The sequence below is a fragment of the Allosphingosinicella deserti genome (genome assembly GCF_003012735.1).
In the GTDB taxonomy this organism is placed as follows: domain Bacteria; phylum Pseudomonadota; class Alphaproteobacteria; order Sphingomonadales; family Sphingomonadaceae; genus Allosphingosinicella; species Allosphingosinicella deserti.
On sequence record NZ_PXYI01000001.1, the window covers coordinates 914,784 to 922,031 of the forward strand.

Here is a 7,248-nt window from a genome sequence, read left to right on the forward strand (position 1 = left end):
TTACTCCATCAACGCCCTGCGAAGGCGCGTCGCTCCAGGCGCGGGAGCAAGGCACCCTGCCCGACGGCGCGGGCGACGAGGAACACGGAAAAGGCGAGCCACAGCCCGTGGTTTCCGAACGGGGCGGCGGCGAGGAGAAGCAGGGCGTAGGCGGCGAAGGCGAACGCCATCGTCGCGAGGAGGGCGCGGGTCCAGGTCGCACCGATATAGATACCGTCGAAGACGTAGGAGGGGATGCCGATCAGCGGCAGCAGCATCGCCCAGGGCAGATACAGCAGAGTGGCGGCAGTCACCGCCGGATCGGTGCTGAAGCTTGCCGCGAACGGCCCGCCGGCCGCGACATATATGAGGCTGATCAGCGCCCCGAAAGCAATGCCCCAGATCATGGTCGTCCGCACCAGCCGCTGGAAGCGGGTCCGGTCGCGAGCGCCGACCGCCTCGCCGCAGAGCACCTGGGCGGCACTCTCGAAGCCATCGAGGATCAGCGCCGAGAGAATGAACAACTGATAGAGAATGCCGTTGGCGGCGAGCACCACCGGTCCCTGTTGCGCGCCCGCGCGCACCAGCAGGAGGATCGCACCGGTCAGCAGCAACGTCCGCAGGAACAGGTCCCGATTGAGTCGGAACAGGATCCCGAGCGCCGCGCCGTCCCATGTCGTCCGGTGCCGCAGCAGGCGCAGCGCCAGGCGCGCCGGCGCTTCGCGCGCGGCGACGGCGCAGGCGGCCGCGAGCTTCAGGCCCTCCGAGATCAGGGTCGCCGTCGCCACCCCCTCGACGCCCCAGCCGAGCACGAGGACGAACAGCAGGTCGAGGGCGATATGGACGATGTTGGCCGCGACTTCGATCCACAGCACCGGGCGCACCCGCTTGCGGCCGATCAGCCATCCGACGAGCACCGCGTTGAGCAGCCAAAGCAGCCCGCCCCAATAGCGGATGCCGACATAGGCGCCGGCGGCCGTGGCGACCCCGCCTTTCGCCTGGAGCAGGTCCAGCCCGGCGGGGATCGCGATCGGCATCAGCGCGAGCAGTACAAGACCGATTGCGAGCGCAGCGCCGCATGCGCGGACCAGGGTGCCACCCTGTGACTCCGTATCGCCGCGGCCGGCGGCCTGCGCGGTGAGCGCGACGGTGCCGCTGCGCAAGAAGTTGAACACGACAAGCAGGCCCATCATGAACTTCGCGCCGAGCTCGACCCCGGCCTGGGCATTGGCATCGCCGAGACGGCCGATCACCCACAGATCGGCGATGCCGAACAAGGCGGTGGCGACATTGGTCAGCATCGAGGGCAGGGCAATGGCCCAGATCGCCCGGTGCATCCCGCTGTTGCTCATGCGGATCGTTTCCTGCTGCCGTGACTCGCGCCGGCCGCCCTGTCCGACTAGAAGAGCGCGCGAATCCTTCTTCTCGCCAAAGGGCATGCCGCAAATGAAATTCTTCGTCGACACCGCTGATACCAACGAGATCCGCGATCTTGCCGAAACCGGCCTGCTCGACGGAGTCACCACCAACCCGTCACTGATCAACAAATCCGGCCGCAACTTCCTGGAGGTGGTGAAGGAGATTTGCGAGATCGTGCCGGGGCCGGTCTCGGCCGAAGTGGTTGCCGTCGACCATGCCGAGATGATGCGCGAAGCCGAGATCTTGCGGAAGATTGCCGATAATATCACCGTGAAGGTGCCGCTCACCCTCGACGGCCTCAAGACCTGCAAGGCGCTGACCTCGGACGGTACGATGGTCAACGTTACCCTCTGCTTCACCGCCAATCAGGCGCTGCTCGCTGCCAAGGCAGGCGCCACCTTCATTTCGCCCTTCGTCGGCCGGCACGACGACATCGGCTTCGATGGCATGCAGATCATTTCCGAGATCCGGACGATCTACGACAATTACGATTTCGGCACCCAGATCCTTGTCGCCAGCATCCGCCATCCAGTGCACGTGCTGCAATCGGCGATGATCGGCGCCGACGTGATGACCGCGCCGCCGGCGGTGATCCGCCAGCTGTTCAAGCACCCGCTGACCGACAAGGGCCTCGAGGCGTTCCTGTCGGATTGGCAGAAGACCGGCCAGACGATCGCCTGATCCGGCCCTGCCGCGCGTGCTGCTTTCATCCCACGAACGGCTGGTCATCAAGCGCTACATCGTGCCCAGGGGCGGCGAGCGGATCATCGTGCTTGTCGCCTCGATCAGCCTGATCGCCGTCACCCTTGGCGTGGCCGCGCTCGTGATCGTCGCGAGCGTGATGAACGGCTATCACCAGTTCATCTTCGACAAGGTGGTCGAGACCACCGGTCATGCGGTGATCCGCGGCACGGGCGGACAATTGGCCGACTGGCAGCGTCTCGCCGCGGAGGCGCGTGCCACACCCGGCGTGACCGCCGCGACGCCGCTCATCGAGCAGAGGCTGATGGCTTCCTCGGCCGGCCGTGTGTCGCCGGCCCACCTTCGCGGCCTCCCCGCCGGTCAGATCGCGACTCCGGCGCTGCGCAACAGCCTCGTCGCCGGGCGACTCGAGCTCGATTCGGCGGGCGGCGAGATCGTGGTCGGGAGCGGCCTCGCCTCGCTATTGCCGACTGCCGTCGGCGCCAGCGTCGAGCTGATGATCGTCACCGGAAAGGACGAGGATCTCGACGTCCGCTCGGTCTCCTACCGGGTGGCCGGGATCGTCGAGACCGGCGCGCCCGATTTCGATGCCCAGGCGGTGTTGATGCCGATCGGCGAGGCGCAGACGTTGCTCGGGCTCGGCGAAGCGGTGACGTCGCTGCAGATCACCACCGCCGATCCGCGCCGGGCCGACCTGGTGCTCGCGCCGCTCGCCGCCCGCACCGGTCCGGGCGCGACGCTCAAGACCTGGAAGGATCTGAACGCGGAATTGTTTACCGCGCTCGCGGTCGACAAGATCGGCATGTTCGTGGTGCTTGCGATCATCATCCTCGTCGCGGTGTTCAACATCCTCTCCGCTCTGGTGATGCTGGTCCGTGCCAAGACCGGCGACATCGCGATCATGCGCACGATGGGCGCGAGCCGCGGCTCGATGCTGCGCATCTTCATCGCGATCGGCAGCGCAATCGGTGCGCTGGGCACGCTGACCGGGCTCGGCCTCGGGCTTCTGTTCCTGCAGTTCCGCGGGCCCATCGGCATCGCCATCCAGCTGGTGACCCGGCCCTCGACCGAGGCTGCATCGGATTTCCTGGTTCAGCTTCCCGCGGTCGTGGATCCGCTTGAGATCGCGGTGATCGTCTTGTCCGCGCTGCTGCTCAGCGTCGCGGCAACCCTGTATCCCGCCCTGCGCGCGGCCGGCACCGATCCGGTCAGGGTGCTGAAATATGGGTGATTTGCGATAGCCTGCAGGTCTGCGGACCAAACAGGGCATCGCTTATTAACCGTCTTCGGGTTAGGCTCCGAGTCATGGGTATGGTGATCAGCTTCGAGGAAAAGGCGGTGGCGAATCTCCGCGCCCGCATTGCCGCGGCGGAGGAAGCGAATCAGGATCTGATCGCCTTCGCGCGCGGCCATTCCGGCGCCGTCGCCTCGATACACGAGGCGGTGATCGCTGCGATCGAGGCGGAAGGCTTCGATCATCTCATCCACATCGTTACGCAGGAATGGCCCCAGATCCTCGGTCTCGACGCGGTCGCAGTCGCTTTGTTCGTCGGCGACAAGGGCGTGCGCGCCGATGCCTCGGGGCTTCAGTTCGTCGATCCGCGGGTGATCGAGCGATCGGTCGAGGGGCTGGAAGGCGTCGTCCTGCGCGGCGTCGAGCGCGGCCATCCGATCTTTGGCCCGGCCTGCGACCTGATTCGCGCCGAGGCCCTGGTTCGGCTCGACAGCGAGGCGCCACTTCCCGGTGGCCTGCTCGCGCTTGGCCAGCGCGCCGCGCAAGGCTTCGAGACGCGCCACGGCTCCGAGCTCCTGCTCTTCCTCGGCCGCGTGCTGACGCGCTGCATGGGCCGGTGCCTGATCTCCTGAGCGACCACCCGGCGCGCGGGATCGCACTGGAGTGGCAGAATCATCTCGCCCGCGATCGCCGGCGATCGCCGCACACGGTGCGCGCTTATGCCGCCACGGCGCATCGGCTGATCGATTTCCTTGCCGAGCATCTCGGCGGCCCGGTCGACGGCGCGGCGCTCGGGCGCCTCCAGCCGGCGGATCTGCGTGCCTTCCTGGCCAAGCGTCGTGGCGACGGTCTCGGCAATGCCTCGGCAGCCCGCGAACTCTCGGCCGTGCGGAACTTACTCGGCTTCGCCGCGGGCGGGCAGGGGGGCGACACCAGCATTCCGCGTCTCAAGGGACCGAAGATCCCCCGCAACGTGCCGCGGCCGGTGTCGCCGCAGGAGGCGGTGGCGCTGGCCGAGGAGGTGGGCGAAGATGCGACCGCGGAATGGATCGCAGCCCGTGATTTCGCGATCCTGCTGCTGCTTTACGGCTCTGGTCTTCGCGTCGGCGAGGCGCTCGGGCTCACCGGCGCGGCGCTGCCGCTCGGCGAGACGCTGAGCGTCACCGGCAAAAGGGCGAAGACGCGAGTTGTGCCATTATTGCCCCAGGTGCGGCAGGCGATCGAGACCTACGTGGACCTCTCGCCCTGGGGTGCCGCGCGATCCGAGCCCCTGTTCCGGGGTGCGCGGGGAGGGCCGCTCAACGGCGAGATGGTGCGCCGGGTGGTTCGCCGGGCCCGCGTCCGGCTGGGCCTCTCGCATCGGACGACGCCGCACGCGCTGCGTCACAGCTTCGCGACCCATCTGCTCGGCCGCGGTGCGGATCTGCGCTCGCTGCAGGAACTGCTCGGGCATGCGAGCCTGTCGTCGACGCAGATCTACACCGCCGTCGACATGGCGCATCTGCTCGACGTCTACAGGAATGCCCACCCGCGGGCATAAGTCCGGTTCCCGTGGCGTCCCCTGGGGGAACGCCGGCCCTCAGGCGTCGGGGTGCCGCTTGCGCCAGGTGAACTGGCGCCAGACATACGCGAGCACGATCAGGACGATGATCGCCGAGGACAGCGGACCGAGCACCTTGTTGATGTCGTCGAACTGCCTGCCGAGCAGATAGCCGGCAACGGCGAGCGCCGAGCTCCAGCCTGCAGTGCCGATCGTCGACCAGATCAGGAAGCTGCGAAGCCGCATCTTGAGCAGCCCGGCGGGAATGGAAACGACGGAGCGGACCGTCGGGAGCAGCCGACCGACGCCCACGATCGCCGAGCCGAATCGCCCGAAGAGCTTCTCGGATTTCTCGATGTCGTACCAGTCGAGGGTCAGCCAGCGGCCGTGCTTCTCGATGAACGGGCGAAAGCGATCAAGCCCGATGACGCGAGCAACGAGATACCAGAAGAAATTGCCGAACATGGCGCCCGCCGTGCCGCTGGCGATGACTCCGGGAAGGGTCATCGAACCTTGCGCCGCGGCGACGCCCGCCACCGGCATGATCACTTCGGAAGGTATCGGCGGGAACACCGTCTCCAGGAACATCAAGAACGCGACACCGATATAGCCGGTCTTGTCGATGAGGGTGACGACCCAATCGCTCATCGCGCTGCCGCCTTCGACTTGGCCTCGATCGCGTCCCAGATCAGGGCCGGGGTGTCGGTGCCGTTGAAGCGGTCGATGGCGACGATGCCGGTTGGGGATGTCACGTTGATCTCCGTCAGGTAGGTGCCGCCGATCACGTCGATGCCAACGAACAGGAGCCCGCGGCGGGCGAGCTCCGGGCCGAGCGCGTCGCAGATTTCCTGTTCGCGCGGGGTGAGGTCGGCCGCATGGGCGGTGCCGCCGGCCGCGAGGTTCGAGCGGATCTCGCCGGCGCCGGGAACACGGTTGATCGCGCCGGCGACCTTGCCGTCGACCAAAACGATTCGTTTGTCGCCCTGTGCGACCTCGGGGAGGAAGGGCTGAACCATGAACGGTTCGGCCCAGACCTGGCCGAACAATTCCACGAGCGCGCCGAGATTGGTGCCGTCGCGGCCGATCTTGAACACTGCGGAGCCGGCATTGCCGTGGAGCGGCTTGACGACGATGTCACCATACTCGGCGTTGAAGGCGCGGACGTCGTCGATCGCGCGGGTGATCATCGTCGGCGGCATGAACCGCGCATAATCGAGCACGAACAGTTTCTCGGGCGCGTTGCGCACGGACACCGGATCGTTGGCGACGAGGGTCTGCGCCTGGACACGCTCGAGCAGATGGGTCGCGGTGATGTAGGCGAGATCGAACGGCGGATCCTGTCGCATCAGCACGACGTCGACATCCCCCTCGAGATCGAGCCTGGTCCAGGCGCCGGCCTCATAATGGTCGCCAGAGATTGGACGGACCTGAATCGGACGCGCTTTCGCCGAGACGCGGCCGTCACGATAAGCGAGGTCGCCTGCAAGATAATGAAAGAGCCGGTGACCGCGTGCCTGCGCCGAGAGCATCAGGGCAAAAGTCGAATCGCCTGCGATGTTGATTCCCTCCAGCGGATCCATCTGGACGGCGACGGTCAGTGTCATGCGCGCTCCCTTTCGCCCGCGCCCTTAAGGGAGCAATGGGCGGCTGTCACTTGCAGGGTTGGTGCACGCAGGTGCGCAGGGGACATTCGCGCTGCGCGCATGTTCACAGGAGGGGAGGTCAGTCGGCGCCATCCGACACCATCCGGCCGACGCCCTCTCGTGGAGTTGCTCGAGGTGCATGTGAGGTCTCCACTGGCGTGAGACGATGAAAGGAACGCCGCGCGAGCGATCGGAGAGATAAACCTGTTTCGCGAGTGAAAACGGCGCCTCATCCACGCGCTTATCCCCGGGCTTATCCCCAATTTTCGAAAGGGTTGCGGAACCGAACGCTTGACGATGCGCGGCCGGCGAGCCAAATGGCGGTCACCGGCAGGGACGGGGTGGTTTGCTCCACTAACCTGCTGGCGGATCTCGGAATTTTCTGAAATCTGGCTCTTGACGGAGGCTTTCGGGTCTTCCATATGGGGTTTGTCGACGGGGCGGCGCGGATGCGTTTTCGCCTGGTTGGCCACTCTTTGAAAATCGAGTATTGAGAGGCTGGACGGCCTGGGGAAACCTTGGAAGTCCGGCAGGCTTCGGCGCCTTTGCGGTGCTGGGGTTGGAAGTCTCTCGAAGCGGCGCTGGCGCCGGTACTGAGGAGCTTGCTCTTCGGGATCGCGGGTTGGCGGGTAGTGGTTTCGACTGTCACGAAAGCTTCGAAAAACTTTCAAAAAGCCATTGACGGGCGGTTTTGCCGCTCATATATGGCCTCTCACCGACGGGGCAGCGAT

The 7,248-nt window shown here is 66.3% G+C and carries 7 protein-coding genes; 4 read left to right on the top strand and 3 right to left on the bottom strand.

From position 1 onward, the window contains the following. Positions 1–8: 8 nt before the first annotated feature. Positions 9–1,331, bottom strand: coding sequence for an MATE family efflux transporter (locus C7I55_RS04215; RefSeq protein WP_233222032.1), 1,323 nt, complete (start codon positions 1,329–1,331; stop codon positions 9–11). 94 nt (positions 1,332–1,425) lie between these two features. Between C7I55_RS04215 and fsa the strand changes: the two genes are divergently transcribed. From fsa to C7I55_RS04230, 4 genes are all read left to right on the top strand, one after another. Beyond that, positions 1,426–2,079: a fructose-6-phosphate aldolase gene (fsa, locus tag C7I55_RS04220; protein ID WP_106511583.1), complete on the top strand. Its 654-nt coding sequence runs from the start codon at positions 1,426–1,428 to the stop codon at positions 2,077–2,079. Between the two features lie 16 nt (positions 2,080–2,095). Next, the gene (locus C7I55_RS04225; protein ID WP_106511584.1) at positions 2,096–3,331 is read left to right on the top strand and encodes an FtsX-like permease family protein; all 1,236 of its coding nucleotides are present in this window, start codon (positions 2,096–2,098) and stop codon (positions 3,329–3,331) included. Between the two features lie 74 nt (positions 3,332–3,405). After that, a complete protein-coding gene (locus tag C7I55_RS28700; protein WP_233222033.1) occupies positions 3,406–3,966 on the top strand; it encodes a DUF484 family protein in 561 nt (186 codons plus the stop codon). Then, on the top strand, positions 3,951–4,874 hold the full coding sequence (locus tag C7I55_RS04230) for a tyrosine recombinase XerC (RefSeq protein WP_233222034.1): 924 nt from the start codon (positions 3,951–3,953) through the stop codon (positions 4,872–4,874). Before C7I55_RS28700 ends, C7I55_RS04230 begins: the two co-directional genes overlap by 16 nt. A 39-nt stretch (positions 4,875–4,913) precedes the next feature. On the opposite strand, the gene C7I55_RS04235 is transcribed toward C7I55_RS04230, so the two are convergent. Further along, positions 4,914–5,522 carry a DedA family protein gene (locus C7I55_RS04235; RefSeq protein WP_106511586.1) on the bottom strand — a complete coding sequence of 203 codons (609 nt, stop codon included), beginning with the start codon at positions 5,520–5,522 and terminating at the stop codon, positions 4,914–4,916. Beyond that, the gene (gene gshB / locus C7I55_RS04240) at positions 5,519–6,478 is read right to left on the bottom strand and encodes a glutathione synthase (protein WP_106511587.1); all 960 of its coding nucleotides are present in this window, start codon (positions 6,476–6,478) and stop codon (positions 5,519–5,521) included. Before gshB ends, C7I55_RS04235 begins: the two co-directional genes overlap by 4 nt. Positions 6,479–7,248: the final 770 nt, after the last annotated feature.